This is a genomic window from Streptomyces sp. NPDC034103 (assembly GCF_055575395.1).
The window spans coordinates 370,257-389,215 of record NZ_JBVISS010000004.1 but is presented as its reverse complement, the minus strand read 5'-3'; the positions used below and the strand labels follow the sequence as shown (position 1 = coordinate 389,215).

Here is an 18,959-nt window from a genome sequence, read left to right as displayed (position 1 = left end):
CACCTGGTGCGCGAGACGCGGCCGGGGGAGTTCCTGGCGGTCGTGGAGCCGTTCCTCACCCGGCGGGAGGTCACTTCGCGTACGCGGTCATGAACCGGTCCCGGAACGTGTCCATGCCCCACTCCGGCGCGTTCCCGGCGGGCTTGAGCCCCTCGGTCCAGCCCCAGTCGGCGATCCGGTCCAGCACCTTCGGGTCGCGGGCCACGATGGTGATGGGCACGTCCTTGTTGGTGTCGCCGCCGGTGACGGTCGGGACGGGCTGGTGGTCGCCGAGGAAGACCAGGACCGTGTCGTCGCCGCCGTACCGCTCGACCCACTCGGTGAGGCTGTCCAGCGAGTACTGGACGGCCTTGCGGTACTCGGTGCGCACGCGGGCCGAGCTCTTCCAGACCTCCCCGGGGTCGGTGCCCTCCTTCTTGATCTGTTCGAAGACCGAGCCGTCCCCGAGCCGGTCCCAGTCGATCATGTGGGCGATGGGCGACCAGGGGTTGTGGCTGGAGGCCAGGATGATCTCCGCCATGATCGGGTCGCGGTTCTTCCTGCCGTGCTCCAGGCGCTCGAAGGCCTCCAGGCTGAACTGGTCGGGGACCGGCGTCCAGCTGAAGTAGGGGCCGTGGTAGCCGAGGTGCTCGGAGTCGTAGATGTGGTCGAGGCCGAAGTACTTGCCCTCCGGCCAGGCCTTGCGCACCCCCGGCACGATGCCGACCGTGCGCCAGGCACCGGTCTTCTGGAAGTAGCTGGTGAGGGTCGCGCGGTCGCCGGTCGTCAGACTCCGGTAGCGCTGCTGGTTCTTCACCCACAGTCCGGACAGGAACGTCGAGTGGGCGAGCCAGCTGCCCGCGCCCGTCACGGGTGAGCGGAGCCAGGCGCTGCGCGAGGAGAAGCCGGCCGCCTTCAGCCTGCTGTCGCCCGCCTGGAGGGTCGCGTCGATCTCCGGGGCCATCGACGGGTCGTCGATCGCGACCCGGCCGTAGCTCTCGATGAAGGTGAACAGGACGTCCTTGCCGCGCAGCCCGGTCAGCAACTGGTCGGGCGGGGTCGTGGCGAAGGCGTCGACGGCGGCGAGCTTCTCGAACTCCTTGGCGTCGAACAGGCCGTCGCGCACCTGCTGGACACGGTTGGCGACAAACTGGGTGTTGCCCTTGGTGGCGAACGGCACCCCGCCGAACTGCACGCCCAGGGTGAAGCAGACGATCCACACGAGGCCGAGGACGAGCGTGCCGCGCAGGGCCATGGGGCGGTGCCTGACCAGGATGTTCGTCAGCCGTACCACCGCGAGCGTGCAGGTGGCGAGCATGGCGACGGCCAGCACGATCGCCCCGGTCACCGCGAGGACCTGTCCCGTGCGGCCGAAGGACTCCCTGACGAAATCCGTCGCGTCGTCCAGCAGGATCCAGTCGAAGACCAGGTCGAAGGGGCGGGCCAGGGTCTGGCGGAAGCCCATGTCGAGGCACTTGACGAGGGTGAACAGACCGATGAGGACACCCGCGACGACGGCTGTGACGCGCCGCGGCCGCCTCGGCAGCGCGAGGAGGAGCCCGGCGAGGAGGATCGCCTCCACGGGGAGGCGGAGGAACGCCTGGAGGTTCATCCGGTCCAGACGGTTGGGCATGAGCAACGCGCCGAGCACCAGGGCGGCGGCCAGGACGGTCGTGCCGATGGTCACGCCGCGTGCCGTACGCGGCCAGCGGTCCCGCCAGCCGAACCAGCCGGACTTCCCGGGGGCCTCCTCGACCGTCTCGTCCGGCGTGCCGTCCGTCTCCACCCCGCCCTCGGTGGCCTCCGGCAGCTGACGAGAGCGAGGTGTGAAGAGCGACACCCGGCGGTCCTTCCGTGCGGTCGTGCGATGGCATGGCGAACACAGGCCCGTGACCGAGCCTGCCACCACCAGTACGTTCGCACGTCACCTTCGGTTCAGTCCCACGGACGCGGAATTCACGCGTCCGCCCGCACCGCCACCTCCCGCGCCCACCGGTAGTCGGCCTTGCCGCTCGGGGAGCGCCGTATGGCCTCCTGGATCACCAGCTGACGCGGGATCTTGTAGCCCGCCAGATGGGTGCGGCAGTGCGTCTGGATGTCGTCGAGCGACGGCCGCGCGGCTCCTTCCCGCAGTTGTACGACCGCCGCGACATGGTGGCCCCACTTGGCGTCCGGCACGCCGGCGACGAGCGCGTCGTACACGTCCGGGTGGGACTTCAGCGCCTGCTCGACCTCCTCCGGGTACACCTTCTCGCCGCCGGTGTTGATGCACTGCGAGCCCCGGCCGAGGACGGTGACGACGCCCTCCTCGTCGACGGTGGCCATGTCGCCGAGCAGCACCCAGCGCTCGCCGTCCTTCTCGAAGAAGGTCTCGGCGGTTTTGCGCGGGTCGTTGTAGTAGCCGAGCGGCACGTGGCCGCACTGGGCGACCCGGCCCACCTCGCCCACCGCGACCGGCTCGTGGGTGGCCGGATCGACCACCTGGGTGCGGGTGTTGACCCGGACACGGAAGCCGCGCTCGATGCCGGAGTCGTCCGTGGCGGTGCCGTTGAAGCCGGACTCGGAGGAGCCGAAGTTGTTCAGCAGCATCACGTTCGGCACGAGTGCCTGGAACTGCCGGCGCACCGTGTCCGACATGATCGCGCCGGACGAGGACACGCTGAACATCGACGAGGTGTCGATGCCCTTCATGGGTCCTTCGAGGGCGTCGATCAGCGGCCGCAGCATCGCGTCGCCGACCAGCGACATGCTGGTGACCTTCTCCCTCTCCACCGTCCGCAGCACCTCCTCGGGCACGAACTTCCGGTGGATCACGACCCGTTGGCCGAAGTAGAAGCCGATGAACGCGGTGAGCGTGGAGGTGCCGTGCATCAGGGGCGCGGTCGGGAAGAACGTGATCCCCTCGCCACTCGCGGCGACCCGCTCGGCGAGCTCCTCGGGCTTGCTCACCGGCTCGCCGGTCGGCGCGCCGCCGCCCATGCCCGCGAAGAACAGGTCCTCCTGGCGCCACATCACCCCCTTGGGCATGCCGGTGGTGCCGCCGGTGTAGATGATGAACTGGTCGTCGCCCGAGCGGCGCGGGAACCCGCGCTCGGCGGAGCACGCGGCCACGGCGTCGGCGAACGGCACGGCGTCCGTACCGGACCCGCCCTCGCCCACCCGCACCAGATGCCGCAGCTTGCGCGTCGACGGCTGCGCGGCCGACACCAGGGCGTCGAACTCCGCGTCGAAGAAGAGGCAGACGAGATCGGCGTCGCGGTAGAGGTAGACCAACTCGTCCTCGACGTACCGGTAGTTGACGTTCACGGGGACGGCCCGTGCCTTCAGACAGCCGATCGCGATCTGCAGGTACTCGATGCCGTTGTACAGGTGCAGCCCGACATGGTCGCCGGGGCGGATGCCGCTGTCGATCAGATGGTGGGCGACCCGGTTGGCGGCCGCGTCCAGTTCCGCGTACGTCAGACGGTGCTCCGCGCCCGTGCCGGGGTGGTCGACGTACACGAGCGCCTCACGGCCGGGGACCACGTCGACGACGGACTCGAACAGGTCGGCAAGGTTGTACTCCACCGCTCCTCCTGACCCTAGGCCTGCCTCTCGGATCATCTCGGCGTCGCGGAGTCCGGCACGCGCATCTGCGGCGTTGGCGTCGGTTGCCGACGCTCCGCGTCGCCGCCCTCCTCCGCCTTGCAGCTGCACGCACCAGACTCCGCTCGGGTGGGCCGGTCCGCACCGTTGCTCGCAGCCGAGCTGATCCGAGAGACAGGCCTTAGCTCCGCACCGGTTGCCGGTCATCAGAGCAAAGGGCGCCCCAACTGTGAAGGCTCCGCGCGAAGAAATCTGACTGTCTGTCAGAAAACCCTTGAAGAGCCCGGGCGGCTCCTGCAACCTGTTCTCGTTCTTATCGAGGGGAGATGGGCGATGGGTGGGACGGAACACCTCACCGTGCAGCGCGAAGGCGCCACACTGGTGCTCACGCTCAACAGGCCACAGGCCAAGAACGCGCTCTCGTTGGCGATGCTCGTCGGCCTCCACGACGGCTGGATCGAGGCCGACGCCGACGACTCGGTCCGCTCGATCGTGTTCACCGGCGCGGGCGGCTCGTTCTGCGCGGGCATGGACCTCAAGGCCCTGGCCGGCCACGGCATGGAGGGAGAGCGGTACCGGGACCGGCTCAAAGCCGACCCCGACCTGCACTGGAAGGCGATGCTGCGCCACCACCGCCCCCGCAAACCGGTGATCGCCGCCGTCGAGGGCCACTGCGTGGCGGGCGGCACCGAGATGCTCCAGGGCACCGACATCCGGGTGGCGGGGGAGTCCGCGACCTTCGGCCTCTTCGAGGTCAGGCGCGGCCTGTTCCCGATCGGCGGCTCGACGGTCCGCCTCCCCCGTCAGATCCCGCGCACCCATGCCCTGGAGATGCTGCTCACCGGCCGCCCGTACACCGCCCGCGAGGCCGCCGACATCGGCCTGGTCGGGCATGTCGTCCCCGACGGCACGGCGCTGACCAAGGCGCTGGAGATCGCCGAACAGATCAACGCCTGCGGCCCGTTGGCCGTCGAAGCGGTGAAGGCCTCGGTGTACGAGACCGCCGAGATGACCGAGACCGAAGGACTCGCGGCCGAACTCAAGCGCGGCTGGCCGGTCTTCGACACCGCCGACGCCAAGGAAGGCGCCCGCGCCTTCACGGAGAAACGACCGCCCGTCTACAAACGAGCCTGACGAGGGAGTCACCGTGCCCGAAGTCCTCAAAGCGCCGCTCGTCGTGGAGTTCCCCTTCACCCGCTCCCTCGGCCCCGTCCAGAGCGCCTTCCTCACCGGGTTGCGCGAGCGTGTCGTCCTCGGTGTGCGGACCACCGACGGCCGCACCCTCGTGCCGCCCGTCGAGTACGACCCGCAGACCGCCGAGGAACTCCGCGACCTCGTCGAGGTCGCCCCCACCGGCACGGTCACCACCTGGGCCTGGAACCACGAACCGCGCCGGGCGCAACCGCTGGACACCCCCTTCGCCTGGGTCCTGGTCCGCCTCGACGGCGCCGACACCGCCCTCCTGCACGCCCTCGACGCCCCCGGCCCCGACGCCGTGCGCACCGGCATGCGCGTCCGCGTCCGCTGGGCCGAGGACCGCACCGGCGCCATCACCGACATCGCCTGCTTCGAGCCGTACGACGGCGACCCGGCCGAACCGCCCGGCCACAGCGGTGAGTTCGCGGACCCGGTCACCGGGATCGTCGCGGCCGCCCGCCTCGACTACACGTACTCGCCCGGCCGCGCCCAGACCGCCTACATCAACGCCCTCGCCGAACACCGCAACGTCGGCGAACGCTGCCCCTCCTGCCGCAAGGTGTACGTCCCGCCGAGAGGTGCGTGCCCCACCTGCGGCGTCGCCACCTCCGAACAGGTGGAGGTGGGACCCGGCGGGACGGTCACCACGTTCTGCATCGTCAACATCAAGGCGAAGAACCTCGACATCGAAGTCCCCTACGTCTACGCCCACATCGCCCTCGACGGCGCCGACCTCGCCCTGCACGGACGCATCGGCGGCATCCCCTACGACCAGGTGCGGATGGGACTCAGGGTCGAGCCGGTGTGGACGGAAGGGGGCCGCTTTCCCGACCACTACCGGCCCACGGGAGAGCCCGACGCGGACTACGAGACGTACAAGGAGCTCCTGTGACCAGGGACATCGCCGTCGTCGCCTTCGCCCAGTCCGACGTCCTGCGCACCACCGAGGAGCAGTCCGAGGTGGAACTGCTCATGCCGGTCCTGCACGACGTCCTGGAGCAGACCGGCCTCAAGACCGCCGACATCGGCTTCACCTGCTCCGGCTCCAGCGACTACCTCGCCGGACGCGCCTTCTCCTTCACCCTCGCCCTCGACGGGGTGGGCGCCTGGCCCCCCATCTCCGAGTCGCACGTCGAGATGGACGGCGCCTGGGCGCTGTACGAGGCCTGGACCAAACTGCTCACCGGCGACGCGGACACCGCGCTCGTCTACTCCTACGGCAAGTCCTCACCCGGCCCCCTGCGTGACGTCCTGACCCGCCAGCTCGACCCGTACTACCTGGCCCCCCTGTGGCCCGACTCGGTCGCCCTCGCCGCGCTCCAGGCGCAGTCGCTCATCGACGCGGGCGAGACCGACGAACCCGCCCTGGCCGCCGTCGCCGCCCGCAGCCGCGCGGACGCCGCCGACAACCCCCGCGCACAGCTGAGGGGTTCGGTCCCGCACGGGGAGTACCTGGTACGCCCGTTGCGCACCGGGGACTGCCCGCCGATCGGCGACGGGGCCGCTGCCGTGCTCCTCGCGGCCGGGGAACGGGCCCGCGACCTGTGCGCCCGCCCCGCCTGGATCCGCGGCATCGACCACCGCATCGAGCCGCACAGCCTCGGGGTCCGGGACCTCTCCGACTCACCCTCCGCACGGCTGGCCGCCGAGCGGGCCGGCGCCTTCGAACGGCCCGTCGACACCGCCGAGTTGCACGCGCCGTTCACCTCGCAGGAGGTCGTGCTGCGCAAGGCGCTGCGGCTCGGCGACGAGGTGCGGGTGAACCCCTCCGGCGGGGCGCTGGCCGCCAACCCGATGATGACCGCCGGGCTGATCCGCATCGGCGAGGCCGCCGCGCGCATCCACCGCGGGGACTCCGACCGCGCCCTCGCGCACGCCACCTCCGGCCCCTGTCTGCAACAGAACCTGGTCGCCGTACTGGAAGGGGATCCGCGATGAGCAAGGAACCCGTGGCCGTCGTGGGCGTCGGACAGACCAAGCACGTCGCGGCCCGCCGGGACGTGTCGATCGCGGGGCTGGTGCGCGAGGCGGCCCGACGCGCCCTGGACGACGCCGAGTTGACCTGGGCGGACGTGGACGCCGTCGTCATCGGCAAGGCGCCCGACTTCTTCGAGGGCGTCATGATGCCCGAGCTGTACCTCGCCGACGCGCTCGGCGCGGTCGGCAAACCGATGCTGCGCGTGCACACGGCGGGCAGCGTCGGCGGCTCCACCGCCCTGGTCGCGGCCGGACTCGTCGCCGCCCGCGTCCACGCCACCGTCCTCACCCTGGCCTTCGAGAAGCAGTCCGAGTCCAACGCCATGTGGGGGCTGTCCCTGCCGATCCCCTTCCAACAGCCGCTCCTCGCCGGGGCGGGCGGCTTCTTCGCACCGCACGTACGCGCGTACATGCGCCGCAGCGGCGCCCCGGACACGGTCGGCTCGCTGGTGGCGTACAAGGACCGGCGCAACGCGCTGAAGAACCCCTACGCCCACCTCCACGAGCACGACATCACCCTGGAGAAGGTCCAGGCCTCGCCCATGCTCTGGGACCCGATCCGCTACTCCGAGACCTGCCCGTCCTCCGACGGCGCCTGTGCCATGGTCCTGACCGACCGGGCCGGAGCGGCCCGCGCACCCCGCCCGCCCGCCTGGATGCTCGGCGGCGCCATGCGCAGCGAACCCACCCTCTTCGCCGGCAAGGACGCCGTCTCACCCCAGGCCGGGAAGGACTGCGCGGCCGACGTGTACCGCCAGGCGGGCATCGCCGACCCGCGCCGGGACATCGACGCCGCGGAGCTGTACGTGCCGTTCTCCTGGTACGAGCCCATGTGGCTGGAGAACCTCGGCTTCGCCGCCGAGGGCGAGGGCTGGAAACTCACCGAGTCCGGGGTGACCGAACTGGACGGGGACCTCCCGGTCAACATGTCGGGCGGCGTGCTGTCCACCAACCCCATCGGCGCCTCCGGCATGATCCGCTTCGCCGAGGCGGCGCTCCAGGTGCGCGGCCAGGCCGGGGAGCACCAGGTGGACGGGGCCCGCAAGGTGCTCGGGCACGCCTACGGCGGCGGCTCGCAGTTCTTCTCCATGTGGCTCGTGGGGGCCGAACTCCCTGATGCGTGAAACACCTCCCCGCAGGTCACCGAAAGGTCCCCCTCACGTGGCCTGTCGGCGGCCGGAGGCGATCGCTAGGCTGGCCGCGGACGACGCAATCGGGAGGAGCACGGACGTGGCCGAGACCACCATCCAGCAGCAGCCGCTCATGGGCTGGGACAAGCCCGAGCTGGACCTCAGCGGTGCGGACTGGCACTCCAGCAGCCGTGGCCTGGGGGATGTCCAGATCGCCTTTGTCGAGGGTTTCATCGCGATGCGCAACAGCGGCCGCCCGGAGAGCCCTTCCCTGATCTTCACGCCCGCCGAGTGGGGCGCGTTCGTGTCGGGCGCCCGGGAGGGGGAGTTCGACCTCACGTGACATGCCGTCCCGTGTGACGCCGTACCCGCGCACGAGTGCGGGCCGATCCGGGGGTGTCTCACCGGATTTTCCGGACACGCGACCTTGAGCAGTCCTCCGTGGCCGTCGTCGGCGACGCCGGCCACGGGGGAAGGTCGTACTCCGGAGACGAGGAACCCATGAGCACCCTGCCGGTCATCGCTGCGGTCGACGGTTCGGACGACAGTCTGCGCGCCCTGGACTGGGCCCTGGACGCCGCCCGCGGCCGCCGGGCACCGCTGCGGGTGGTCCATGTACGCCAGTACGCCGCGTGGGCCCAGCCCGACGTCCTGGCCGCCGGGCCGCCGGACGCGAACAAGGACGCGGTCCTGGAAGAGGTCCGCACCCGGCTGACGGACGTCGCCGACCGGCCGGTGCTGGAGTACCTCGCCCTGGAGGGCGCGACGGCCGCCCTGCTGCCCGAACTGGGCGCCACCGCCCAGCTGTTGGTCCTCGGCTCCCGGGGTCGCGGCGGCTTCGCCAGTCTCCTGCTGGGCTCCAACGGCATGGCCGCCGCGCGCGACGCGGAGTGCCCGGTGGTCGTGGTGCCCCGGCCGGGCCGGGAGGTGGGGACAGCGGTGCCCGCCGGGCCAGGGCCCAGGGTGGTCGTGGGCCTCCAGGCCGACAGCCCCGACGAGAACACGCTCGCCTTCGCCTTCGCCGAGGCCGCCCTGAGAGGCGCCCGCCTTCAGGTCGTGTCCGCCTACCAGTGGCCGCTCCAGACCTGGGCCATGCCCGGCGAACCGGTCCCGGTGATGGTCGACCAGGACGCGGTCGAGACCGAGACCCGCACCCTCGCCGAGGGTTTCCTCGCCCCGCACCGCAAGCACCACCCCGACGTGCGGGTCGACCTGAACGTGGCCCCGGGCGACGCGGCCGGCCACCTGGTCGGCGCCTCCCGGGACGCCGAACTGGTCGTCGTCGGTCGGCACCGGCGCCGGCTGCTCGCCCCCACCCGCATGATGGGCTCGGTGACCCAGGCGGTCCTGCTGCACGCGGCCGGCCCGGTCGCGGTGGTCCCACCGCAGCCGTCCCACGGGTGAGGGCGCCGCCTGCCATCAGAGCCATGGAGGATCCGCTCGGCAGGGGACGGCCGGGGGTCGGCCGGGGTCGGAACGGGTCGCGCGAGGCCGTCAGGCAGACGCCGTCGTACGTCTCCTCTCAGCCGTCCACCGGAAGACGGGCACGGGCCGGACCGGGGCGGCGGCGGCTCTGCGGCCGACCTCGGGCGAGGTGCCCCAGGGGTGCGGGAACCGGTCGCCCGACCCCCACCCACCGCAGTCGCCCGCCTGCCTCCGGCGCCCCGTACCATGGGCGACATGTCGTTTCTCCGTCGCCGCAGCGCCACTCCCGCCGGCCCCGACTTCGACGTCCTGGCCATGGACCCGGGCGACTGGCCCGGCAATCTCGGCGCCGGTCTGCTGCCCGCCCCCGACGGCACCTGCCAGGGTGTCTTCCTGCGCTACGACCTCTTCGGCGGCCGCGGCCCCGCGATGATCATCGGCAACCTCCCCGAGGGCTCCCCGGCCCGTGAACTGGCCGAGGGCGAGGTCCCCTTCGAGGTGGCCCAGCTGCTGATCGCACTGGAGAACGACGAGGAGGTGACCGTCGTCGGCACCGAGGACATGCCGGTGATGCAGGGCGACAACCTCCTGATCGTGCGGCGTCTGAAGCTCTCCGAGAGCCGGATCTCCTGCGTGCAGTTCGACCGCAGCGACAACGTCCTGGTGACCATCGCCTCCTGGGACCGCCCCATCACCGACGATCTCTACGCCCTCCTCAAGCCGCTGCCGGCGGAGCTGTTCCAGCAGAGCTGATGGAACGGTCATGACCCTCGCCGCGTCTCGGTCCGCGGGCTGCGCGCCCATCCGGCGGGCCTGATCCGTCACGCGGCCCTCCCGCGGAGCCCGGCGCGTGACACCGCCACGCGCCGGGCCACTCCTATCGGGTGCCTTGCACCTCGACGTCGGCCGCCCGAACGAACGCCACCCGGTGACCGAACTGGATCTCGTAGTAGAGGTCCTTGCCGACCACCACCCGGTGCGAGTCCGTGGTGAAGGTGACCGCGTAGTAGTACTCACCCGGCACCTTGGCACCGGCCACGTACCTCTGCCCCTTGAGCAGCTTGTACGGCAACGGCGACACCGCCTGCGCGGGCACCCCCGCCGGGTACGCGGCGGCCTCCGGGTACGCGCGCCCGTACACCGGGACGCTCTCCGCGCCGGCCTCGGGCGTCACCAGCAGACCCTTGGCGCTCACCGCGGTCGGGTCCTTCTCCAGGTTCTTGAACCAGGCCTTCTGGCCCAGGTACCAGATCGCGGTCCAGTCGCCGTCGCGGCCGGCGACCGCGTACTGCTGGCCGGTGGAGACCCGTGAGGAGATGTCGTTCACCCCGGTGCCCGGCACCGTGCCCAGACCGATGTCCTTGATCAGGGGATAGGTCTCACCGGGTCCGGAGTACAGCCGCACCTCGCTCGAACCGTGCGCCGCGCACGGCACGCCCTTGGTGACGCAGCCCGTGTACTCCGGCCGGTTCGTCGCGTAGTCGGGGCGGATGGTCACCAGCTCGGCCTGCTTGCCACCGGTGGCCTTGAACGGGCGGCCGAGCAGCTCGAAGTAGTGCCGCCAGTCCCAGTACGGGCCGGGGTCGGTGTGCATGCCGCCGATGGTCGCCATGGTCGGGCCGGGCACATTGTCGTGCCCGAGGATGTGCTGCCGGTCCAACGGGATGTCGTACTTCTTGGCGAGGTACTTCACCAGCCGGGCCGAGGAGCGGTACATCGCCTCCGTGTACCAGGCGTCCGGGTTCGCCAGGAAGCCCTCGTGCTCCAGGCCGATCGACTTGGCGTTCACGTACCAGTTGCCCGCGTGCCAGGCCACGTCCTTGGCCTTCACATGCTGCGCGATGTGACCGTCGGTGGAGCGCAGCGTGTACTGCCACGACACATACGTCGGGTCCTGCACGAGGTTCAGCACGCCCTCCCAGGCGCCCTCGGTGTCATGGATGACGATGTACTCGATGCTCTGGGACTTGGGACGGTCGCCCAGGTCGTGGTTGCCGTAGTCGTTGTCGCCGAACTCCTTGTACGGCGCCGGGATCCACTCGCAGGACACCGACTTCGGGCACTCCGTGGCCCCGGCGCGGAGCGTCCGCAGCCCCGCCCTGTCCAGGCGCCCGGTGTCCGGTGCCGTCCCCGGTCGCGGCGCGAGGGCCACCAGCTGGCCGGTGTCCGTGGTGCGCTCCTCACCGGTGCGGATCACGTCGTACACGTCGTTCGCGTACGCCCGCGCCGTCGCGGTGTCGTCCGCGCCCGAGAAGCGGGCCACCGCCGCGTACCAGTCGGCGGGGTCGTCGCTGAGCGGCTCGCCGAGGGCGCGCTGCGTCTCGGCGAGGAGTGCCGCGCCGCCGGCGATGTTCGCCGCGGGGTCGGTCCGCAGCCGCGCCGCGCTCAGCCCGGTCAGTTCCGCCGCCCTGGGCAGCGTCGTCAGGCGGGCCGGGAACGACGTCGGCGCCGGCACGTCGGTCTCGGGGAGCAGGGCCGACCGGGCGCTGTCGCCGCGCGCGTCCTCCGTGCCCTCGCTGTGGTGCGGGGCCTGGGCGAGCGCGGTGCGGGCGTCGGTGAGGTGCATCGGTCCGTAGCCGCCGGTCACACTCGGCGCCCCGGCGTGCGCGTCCCAGCGGGACTGGAGATAGGAGACACCGAGAAGCACGCTCTGCGGGACCTCGTACGTGCTGGCGGCCGAGGCGAAGGCCTGCTGGAGGCTGTCCGTCGAGGTCTGTGCGCCGGAGGGGGCCGCGCCGAGCAGGGGGAGCAGCAGTGCCGCGGTGGCGACCGCGCCGAGGGCGGTCCGCGTTCGTCTGGGGCCGGCGGCGCCGGTCGGGTCGGATCCTCGCAAAGCAGCCTCCTGGGACGGTCGGGCGCGATGAGCCGTGCGGTGCCGGGCGTGGGTCAGTGGTACCGGCTTGCCGACGATCCGTCAATCATGCCCAGGAACAGGCAAATCCCCTTGTCAACCGGCGGTCCCGGGAGTTTCGCCGCGGCACCTTCCAGGCCTGCGGGGCGTCACTGGCTTACACCAATGGGCCGTTTGCGAGCGTGCCGTCCGGTGGACATACGTCGGTCCGCGGTGCGCTGGTGTCGCGGGGCGCACCGCGGACCGTCGTCCCCGTCAGCGAGTGCCGACCGCCGCGCGTACGGCCCGTCGGGCCAGCTGGCAGTCGTCGTGCAGCCGCCTCAGCAGCAGCCGCTGTTCCTCGCCGGACGGCGCAGCACCCGGGTGGGCCGCTCCCGGTGCCGCCGGGGTCGTGTCGTGCATCGAACGCTGTACGGCCGTTTCGTAGGTACGGATCTCGCGCGTCAGGACGAGCATCAGGTTCACCAGGAACGCGTCGCGCGAGGCGGGGCCCGCCGACTGGGCGATCTGACTGATCTGGCGACGGGCGACCGGCGCGTCCCCGAGCACCGACCACAGGGTCGCCAGGTCGTAGCCCGGCAGATACCAGCCCGCGTGCTCCCAGTCCACCAGCACTGGACCGGCCGGTGACAGAAGGATGTTCGAGAGCAGCGCGTCGCCATGGCAGAACTGGCCCATGCCGTGCCGGCCCGCGGTCGCCGCGATGCCGTGCAGCAGCTTCTGGAGGTCGCCCATGTCGCGGTCGGTGAGCAGCCCCAGTTCGTGGAAGCGGGAGATCCGGTCCGCGTAGTCCAGCGGGGCGCCGAAGGTGCCCGCCGGGGGCCGCCAGGCGTTCAGCCGGCAGATCGCGCCCAGCGCCGCCCGGATGTCCGCCCGCGGCGGGGCCTCCGCGGGATGCCGGTGCAGTGCCGCCACCCGGCCGGGCATCCGCTCGATGACCAGGGTGCAGTTGTCGGGGTCCGCGGCGATCAGCCGGGGCACCCGCACGGGCGGGCGGTGCCGGACGAAAGAGCGGTAGGCCGCTATCTCGTGCCGCACCCGCTCGGCCCACATGGGGGAGTGGTCCAGTAAACACTTGGCGACGGCCGTGCTGCGTCCGGTCGTCCCCACCAGGAGGACGGAGCGTCCGCTGCGGCGCAGGACCTGGACCGGAGCGAACTCCGGGCAGATCCGGTGCACCGACGCGATCGCCGTACGCAGCTGGGCGCCCTGAGGGCCGGACAAGTCGAGTCTCCCGCTCAGCGGTTGGGTGCCGAGCCCCGGAGCGCGCCGCGTCCTGCCGGCACCGAGCACGGGGGCCGCCGGGCGAGCGGGGTCGAGGTAGGGGCCGGTGCCCGCCGGGCGGGGGTGCAACGACCGGGGTGGGGCGGACACGGAGGACGATGCTGTGTACATGGGCGAAACAGATCCCTTCGTGTGCCAGCAGTGCATGTCTGCGCGAGTGCGCTACCCGGCCCGGCCGCCCCGGGGGACACCCTGGGGAATGCACCCGTCATATGGCAGCGGCCGAGTCGGGGTGGCGCGTTCCTACCTGACACCCATCGCCCAGTGGCACACCATCTGGCGCACCCTGGCGAACCCTGGCGAATAGTCGCCCGGCAACTCTGCCCGGGCTACTGTCAACTCAGCCGAGAACCTGGGGGCTTGACGTGAGCGGACAACCCAACACCCGACTTTCGGACCTGTTCGGCCTGGCCGGCTGGTCCAAGGGTGAACTCGCGAGGCTGGTCAACCGGCAGGCGGCGGCCATGGGCCACCCCCAGCTCTCGACCGACACCTCGAGGGTCCGGCGCTGGATCGACACGGGAGAGATCCCGCGTGACCCGGTACCCCGTGTGTTGGCTGCCCTGTTCACCGAGCGTCTCGGCCGTGTCGTGACCATCGAGGACCTCGGTCTGGTCCGGCACGGGCGCGTGGGGAAACGGCAGGGCGGCGGGAGTGTGGAACATCCCGACGGTGTGCCGTGGGCGCCCGAGCGGACGGCTGCGGTCCTCACCGAATTCACGGGAATGGACCTCATGCTCAACCGACGCGGCTTGGTGGGCGCGGGTGCCGCGCTCGCCGCGGGATCAGCACTCAGCAGCGCCATGCACGACTGGCTCCACACCGATCCGGCCCTGACGGCCGACGCTCCCCGTTTCGACGATCCCCTGCATGCCGACCCCGCTGGGTTCGACCGCTATGAGGCCGCCCCCATCGGGTCGCAGGAGATCGAGGAACTGGAGCGTTCCGTCGAGGTGTTCCGGGCGTGGGACGCGGCTCGCGGCGGCGGGCTCCAGCGCAAGGCGGTCGTAGGCCAACTCAACGAGGTGGGCGGCATGCTCGCCTACCGACACCCCGACCATCTCCAGCGACGCCTGTGGGGCGTCGCCGCCAACCTCGCCGTCCTCGCGGGCTGGATGTCACACGACGTCGGCCTGGAGCCCACGGCCCAGAAGTACTTCGTCATCGCCGCCCACGCGGCCCGTGAGGGCGGCGACCGGCCCCGAGCCGGGGAGGCGCTCTCCAGAGCGGCTCGCCAGATGGTGCACCTGGGCCGGCCCGACGACGCACTCGACCTGATGAAGCTCGCCCAGTCCGGTTCAGGGGACGAGGTGCTGCCGCGCACCATGGCGATGCTCTACACGGTGGAGGCCTGGGCACAGGCCTCCATGGGCAAGGGGCAGGCGATGCGCCGCACCCTCGGTCAGGCGGAGGACCTCTTCGTCTCCGACCGGAGCGACGTGCCTCCGCCGAGCTGGATGCAGACGTTCAAGGAGGAGGATCTGTACGGTATGCAGGCCCTGGCCTACCGCACGCTGGCCGAGCACGAGCCGTCGGCGGCCGTGCACGCCCAGCACTACGCGGAGAAGGCCCTGGCCCTGCGGGTCGACGGACGGCAGCGGTCGAAGATCTTCGACTTCCTGTCCATGGCCTCCGCCTGCTTCATCGCGGACGACCCGGAACAGGGCGGTACATACGCCCGGCTGGCCCTGGTGTCGATGGGATCCAACTCCTCGCACCGCACCTGGGACCGGCTGCGCCAGATGTACCGGCTCACCGCGGAGTACTCCAGCTACCCGAAGATCCACGAGCTGAGGGAGGAGATCAAGCTGGCCCTGCCGCGGCCGGTGAAGGGCGGTAACAGCGCACGGGCATAGGGGGTTTGTGCGCCGTCGCCCCGCCTCGCAGTCGACCCCGGTCTCGGCTGACATGAGTCTCGGTCGACGTGTGTCAGCAGACGCGTGTCCGCTGACGTGACTCTCAGCTCGTCACCCGGGCGATGAGCACGCAGGCGTCGTCCTCGCGCTCGGTCTCGTCGAACTCCTCCACGACCATCCGTACGCAGTCCTGTGCGGTGTGCGCCTCGGTGAGGCGCGGGGCCAGGCCGAGGAGACGGTGCACGGCGTCGCTGCTGTCATGCCCGGGCACTAGCCCGTCGGTGTGCAGCAGGAGCAGGTCGCCGGCTTCGAGGGTCTCTTCGGCCTGCTCGTAGGTGGCGGTCGAGGTCGCGCCGAGCAGGACGCCGTCCGGCGCGTGCAGTCTGCGCCCCGTCCCGTCGCGGAACAGCAACGGGGCGGGGTGTCCGGCCTGCGCCCAGGTGAGGGTGCGGGTCTCGGGCCGGTAGCGGCAGCAGAGCGCGCCGCCGAGCGCGGGTTGCACGGTGGCGTCGAGTAACTGGTTGAGCCAGGACAGCAGTTGGCCCGGCTGGGTGCCCGCCATCGCCATACCGCGCACGGCACCCAGCAGCGTCGCCATGCCGGACGTGACGGCGACGCCGTGACCGGTGAGGTCGCCGACGCTGAGCAGTATGTCGCCGTCGGCGAGTTCGAGCGCGTCGTACCAGTCGCCGCCGATCAGGGCGGTGGCCGAGGACGGCAGACAGCGCGCGGCGAGATCCAGGGTCTCGGGGCGGCGGCGCGGGAGCCGCAGGGAGCCGTGCCATGGCGGCAGCACGGCTTCCTGCAACTCGACCGCAAGCCGGTGCTCGGTCTGCGCGCGGTGCTGGTGGTGCTGGAGCGAGTCACGGGTCTCGCTCACCACCCGTTGGCTGCGGCGCAGTTCGCTGACGTCGCGCAGCACGGCCCACATGGACGCGGTGCTGCCATCGGCGTCGAGCACGGGCTCGCCCATCATGTGCACGGTGCGCACGGCACCGTCCGGGCGCACCACGCGGAACTCCCCGTCGATGGGCTTGGCGTCGACGAGGCAGTCCGTGACCATCGACGTCAGCTTCGGCCTGTCCTCGTCGAGCACCAGGGACGGCAGCTCGTCGAGGGTGAGCGGGGGCGTGGTGGGGGCGCGGCCCAGGATCTGGTAGAGCTCTCCGGACCAACTGGCCTCGTCCGTCAGCAGGTTCCACTCCGCGCTGCCGACCCGGCTGAGCAGCGAGCCGTGCCGGGGAGCGGTCGGCGCGGCGGGGGCGGGGGGTTCCGGGTCGTCGGGCGCCGGTCCGGGTGGGCCGTCCCGCAGCTGGGCCAAGTGCTCGTCGAGGTCGTTGAGTTGGTGCAGTGCCAGGTCGTACAGCGCGCGCTGCCAGCGACCCTGCGGGTCCGATACCTCGTCCTGAGCGTCCCGCCGTACGGCGTCCACGTCGCCCTTGAGCCGTCGCGTCTGCGATATGAGCGCGTCGACCGAGCCGCGGCCCGGCGGCTGGGCGGAAGGGCGGTCCGCAGAGAGATGGGACGGCATGACGCGCTCCGATGCGGGGAGGGAGGACCAAGGCTGACGGAGGGACCGTTACGACTGTGGCACAGCCCGCGACGCCCTGTAAGGGATTCGGCAACACACGATACGGTGGTGCTTCTGGCATATGCCACAGTCTTCACGGAGGGGTTTCACCGTGCGATTGGTGTACCTCACCCGGTGGGGCAAGTCGTAGTTAGGGTAAGTGAGTTGAGGGGCTTCCCGGGACTCGGGATAGACATTCATCCGCGTGTTCGACGGCCCCTTGTTCGGCCCGTTGCCGAGCCCCGCATCGGCCGGGGTCACGGCGCCGGACGTCGATGCCGCGGCGTCACCGGTGTCGGTGTCGGACAGGGGGCAACTCGCCTGTTCACGGCGGCGGATTCGGGCAAGTTCGTCACCCTGAACGTCCAATGCCTCATTTGCGGGTGACGCACGTCACACCAATTGATCAAGGCTTCCGCGTATTGCAAACGGCACCTGCGAGGTCGTACAGACATCGGCTCTACGGCCGGACTTCGACACGCAGGGGGGAACCGACGATGGACATCGAGCTCGAGCAGTCCGCGCAGGGGTGTCTGATCACCACCGACGAACACGAGCTGCCCGTCCCCACAACGCTCCGCTACACCTCCGCGGACCCGTTCGCGGTGCATCTCGACTTCCCGCCCCGCGTCTCCCTCGACGGCGAGACGGTCACCTGGACCTTCGCGCGTTCGCTGCTGGAGGCGGGACTGTGCGGCCCGGCGGGCAGCGGGGACGTCCATCTGTGGCCATGCGGGCAGGCCCGTACGGTCGTGGAACTCCACTCGCCGTGCGGGCTGGCCCTGCTCCAGTTCGACACCTCGGCACTGCGCCGGTTCCTGCTGCGGTCCTACGCGGTGGTGGCGGCCGGGCAGGAGGATGTCGGCGCGGCGGTGGACCGCGGTCTGAGCTCGCTGTTCGGGAGCGTCTGAGGAGGCTCGCCGGTCAGTAGCGCAGGATCCCCGCGATCCCCCGGGCGTCTCCCAGCGCGCCGTCCGGGACGAAACGGACGTCGGCGCCGGTCTCCAGGCACTGCTCGACGATCTCGTCCACGATGTCCTCGCGGGCGTCGAGATCGCCGATCGCGGCGGGGACCAGGTGGTCGACGCCCTCGTCGCGAACGGTGACCCGGTAGTTCTCCTCGACGGCGAGGAGCCGGACGCGGCCCTCGCGGGCGTTCTGCCACACCTCGTCCACACCGGCCGCGAACGCCCGGCGACCCCGCGCCGTCTCCAGCTCGCGGGCCACGGCGGCGGTGTCCTTGCGGGTCTCGGCCTCGTGCAGGGGGCGCACCGCCTGCCACACGGCGTCCGGGGTGCCGTGCGCGAGCCCGCCGCGCGGCACGTGGACGGCGTCCCTGGTCGCGCCGCCGACCTCGTCCAGCGCGGCCAGCGCCGCGGTCTCGCCGGTGACGTAGAGCGGGCGCGGGCTCCCGCGCAGGAGCCTGCCCATCGCGGTGTCGGCCTCGCGCAGGAAGTGCCGGGTGCCCTCGTCGCGGAAGGTGCTCGGCAGGTCGCCGATCCGCTCCTGGCGCTCGGCGTCGAAGTTCTCGCGGCTCCTGGTCAGGGGGAAGCCGTCGGCGCGGTGCTCGGTGACGCGGTCCGTGCCGCCGTTCCACAGGGTGACGTGGTCGGCGGAGACCGACAGCACCCAGAACGGCCGCTCGGCGGCCTGTGCGGAGACGAGATTGCGGGTCAGGAAGGTGTCGGAGAGCACCACCCGCTCGGGTACGGACCGGGCGAGCGACCACACCTGGTGCTCGCCCGGAGCGGCGAAGATCACCAGACCGTCCTCGGCATGCGTCAGATCCACCTCGGCGAGGGCCTGGTCGAGCTGCCGCGCGACATCGGCGCGCCGCTCCCGGCTGACCGCGGGATCGGCCTCCAGCTGTTTCTTGGCCTCGGCCACGACATTGCGCAGCCGGACCGGGTCCTGGGCGTTCTCGGGCTCCCGGCGATGTGTCGGCGTCAGTACGGACACGGCCGGATAGGGGCGCGGGCGCCGCAGCTCGAGGAGGGTCGTGGGGCTGAGTGCGTGCTCCATAACAGCACGATAGGGCCGATCGGCGGATAGGGCATTAGGGGCAACAAACTCGGGTATTCGGGGTAATTCGCTTCCGGCTCATC

Annotated in this window: 15 protein-coding genes; 9 read left to right on the top strand and 6 right to left on the bottom strand. The window is 71.3% G+C overall.

From position 1 onward, the window contains the following. Positions 1–70 precede the first annotated feature (70 nt). Both ACZ56U_RS11190 and ACZ56U_RS11185 read right to left on the bottom strand, forming a co-directional pair. Positions 71–1,819 carry an alkaline phosphatase family protein gene (locus ACZ56U_RS11190; RefSeq protein WP_469083753.1) on the bottom strand — a complete coding sequence of 583 codons (1,749 nt, stop codon included), beginning with the start codon at positions 1,817–1,819 and terminating at the stop codon, positions 71–73. Positions 1,820–1,935: 116 nt separating this feature from the next. Further along, the gene (locus tag ACZ56U_RS11185) at positions 1,936–3,546 is read right to left on the bottom strand and encodes an acyl-CoA synthetase (RefSeq protein ID WP_469083752.1); all 1,611 of its coding nucleotides are present in this window, start codon (positions 3,544–3,546) and stop codon (positions 1,936–1,938) included. Between the two features lie 351 nt (positions 3,547–3,897). Between ACZ56U_RS11185 and ACZ56U_RS11180 the strand changes: the two genes are divergently transcribed. The 7 genes from ACZ56U_RS11180 to ACZ56U_RS11150 all read left to right on the top strand — a co-directional run bounded on the left by ACZ56U_RS11180 (position 3,898) and on the right by ACZ56U_RS11150 (position 10,046). Further along, entirely contained in the window at positions 3,898–4,698 is an 801-nt protein-coding gene (locus ACZ56U_RS11180) for a crotonase/enoyl-CoA hydratase family protein (RefSeq protein ID WP_469083751.1), read from the top strand. Positions 4,699–4,711: 13 nt separating this feature from the next. Beyond that, on the top strand, positions 4,712–5,653 hold the full coding sequence (locus ACZ56U_RS11175) for a Zn-ribbon domain-containing OB-fold protein (protein WP_469083750.1): 942 nt from the start codon (positions 4,712–4,714) through the stop codon (positions 5,651–5,653). Next, the gene (locus ACZ56U_RS11170) at positions 5,650–6,699 is read left to right on the top strand and encodes a thiolase domain-containing protein (protein WP_469083749.1); all 1,050 of its coding nucleotides are present in this window, start codon (positions 5,650–5,652) and stop codon (positions 6,697–6,699) included. The genes ACZ56U_RS11175 and ACZ56U_RS11170 overlap by 4 nt, the downstream gene beginning before the upstream one ends. Then, positions 6,696–7,862 (top strand): thiolase domain-containing protein, encoded by a 1,167-nt coding sequence (locus tag ACZ56U_RS11165; RefSeq protein WP_469083748.1) that lies wholly within the window; start codon positions 6,696–6,698, stop codon positions 7,860–7,862. The genes ACZ56U_RS11170 and ACZ56U_RS11165 overlap by 4 nt, the downstream gene beginning before the upstream one ends. A gap of 106 nt (positions 7,863–7,968) precedes the next feature. Continuing rightward, a complete protein-coding gene (locus ACZ56U_RS11160; RefSeq protein WP_391231757.1) occupies positions 7,969–8,211 on the top strand; it encodes a DUF397 domain-containing protein in 243 nt (80 codons plus the stop codon). A 158-nt stretch (positions 8,212–8,369) separates the two neighbouring features. After that, entirely contained in the window at positions 8,370–9,272 is a 903-nt protein-coding gene (locus ACZ56U_RS11155) for a universal stress protein (protein WP_469083747.1), read from the top strand. Between the two features lie 276 nt (positions 9,273–9,548). After that, on the top strand, positions 9,549–10,046 hold the full coding sequence (locus ACZ56U_RS11150; RefSeq protein ID WP_391231759.1) for a glycosyltransferase family protein: 498 nt from the start codon (positions 9,549–9,551) through the stop codon (positions 10,044–10,046). Positions 10,047–10,170: 124 nt separating this feature from the next. Here the strand turns inward: ACZ56U_RS11150 and ACZ56U_RS11145 are convergent, their stop codons facing one another. Then, positions 10,171–12,126 carry an N-acetylmuramoyl-L-alanine amidase gene (locus ACZ56U_RS11145; protein ID WP_469083746.1) on the bottom strand — a complete coding sequence of 652 codons (1,956 nt, stop codon included), beginning with the start codon at positions 12,124–12,126 and terminating at the stop codon, positions 10,171–10,173. 273 nt (positions 12,127–12,399) lie between these two features. Next, positions 12,400–13,539, bottom strand: coding sequence for an aminoglycoside phosphotransferase family protein (locus ACZ56U_RS11140; protein ID WP_469083745.1), 1,140 nt, complete (start codon positions 13,537–13,539; stop codon positions 12,400–12,402). Positions 13,540–13,793: 254 nt separating this feature from the next. Here ACZ56U_RS11140 and ACZ56U_RS11135 point away from each other — a divergent pair, with 254 nt between their 5' ends. Then, positions 13,794–15,284 (top strand): DNA-binding protein NsdB, encoded by a 1,491-nt coding sequence (locus ACZ56U_RS11135; RefSeq protein ID WP_469083744.1) that lies wholly within the window; start codon positions 13,794–13,796, stop codon positions 15,282–15,284. A gap of 103 nt (positions 15,285–15,387) precedes the next feature. On the opposite strand, the gene ACZ56U_RS11130 is transcribed toward ACZ56U_RS11135, so the two are convergent. Continuing rightward, positions 15,388–16,815: a PP2C family protein-serine/threonine phosphatase gene (locus tag ACZ56U_RS11130; RefSeq protein WP_469083743.1), complete on the bottom strand. Its 1,428-nt coding sequence runs from the start codon at positions 16,813–16,815 to the stop codon at positions 15,388–15,390. Between the two features lie 536 nt (positions 16,816–17,351). Here ACZ56U_RS11130 and ACZ56U_RS11125 point away from each other — a divergent pair. Beyond that, the gene (locus ACZ56U_RS11125; protein ID WP_469083742.1) at positions 17,352–17,765 is read left to right on the top strand and encodes an SsgA family sporulation/cell division regulator; all 414 of its coding nucleotides are present in this window, start codon (positions 17,352–17,354) and stop codon (positions 17,763–17,765) included. A 13-nt stretch (positions 17,766–17,778) separates the two neighbouring features. Here ACZ56U_RS11125 and ACZ56U_RS11120 read toward each other — a convergent pair whose 3' ends face one another. Beyond that, a complete protein-coding gene (locus ACZ56U_RS11120) occupies positions 17,779–18,876 on the bottom strand; it encodes a baeRF3 domain-containing protein (RefSeq protein WP_469083741.1) in 1,098 nt (365 codons plus the stop codon). Positions 18,877–18,959 lie beyond the last annotated feature (83 nt).